The 260-nt window shown below is 42.7% G+C and carries 1 tRNA gene; it reads left to right on the top strand.

What is annotated here, in order from left to right:
* Nucleotides 1-113: 113 nt before the first annotated feature.
* Nucleotides 114-206: transfer RNA gene (locus tag SB756_RS31700), tRNA-Ser, on the top strand.
* Nucleotides 207-260: the final 54 nt, after the last annotated feature.

Raw genomic sequence — 260 nt, 5'->3', positions numbered from 1 at the left:
CCGGTCTTGAAAACCGGCATAGGTTTGTAGCCTATCTAGGGTTCAAATCCCTATCTCTCCACCATATTTTAATTGGTGGTTTTTTATATCATCAATACAACCGGTTATGCGTTGGAGAGGTGTCCGAGTGGCCGAAGGAGCTCCCCTGCTAAGGGAGTATAGAGTTTGTAGCTCTATCGAGGGTTCGAATCCCTCCCTCTCCACCATATACTATATATAAACCACTTAATTGTGGTTTTTTTGTGCCTAAATTTTAACAC

The organism is Pseudomonas sp. SIMBA_068 (assembly GCF_046534705.1).
Lineage (GTDB): Bacteria > Pseudomonadota > Gammaproteobacteria > Pseudomonadales > Pseudomonadaceae > Aquipseudomonas > Aquipseudomonas putida.
The sequence above is the reverse complement of the archived record's forward strand: the minus strand, read 5'-3'. Positions and strand labels throughout refer to the sequence as shown.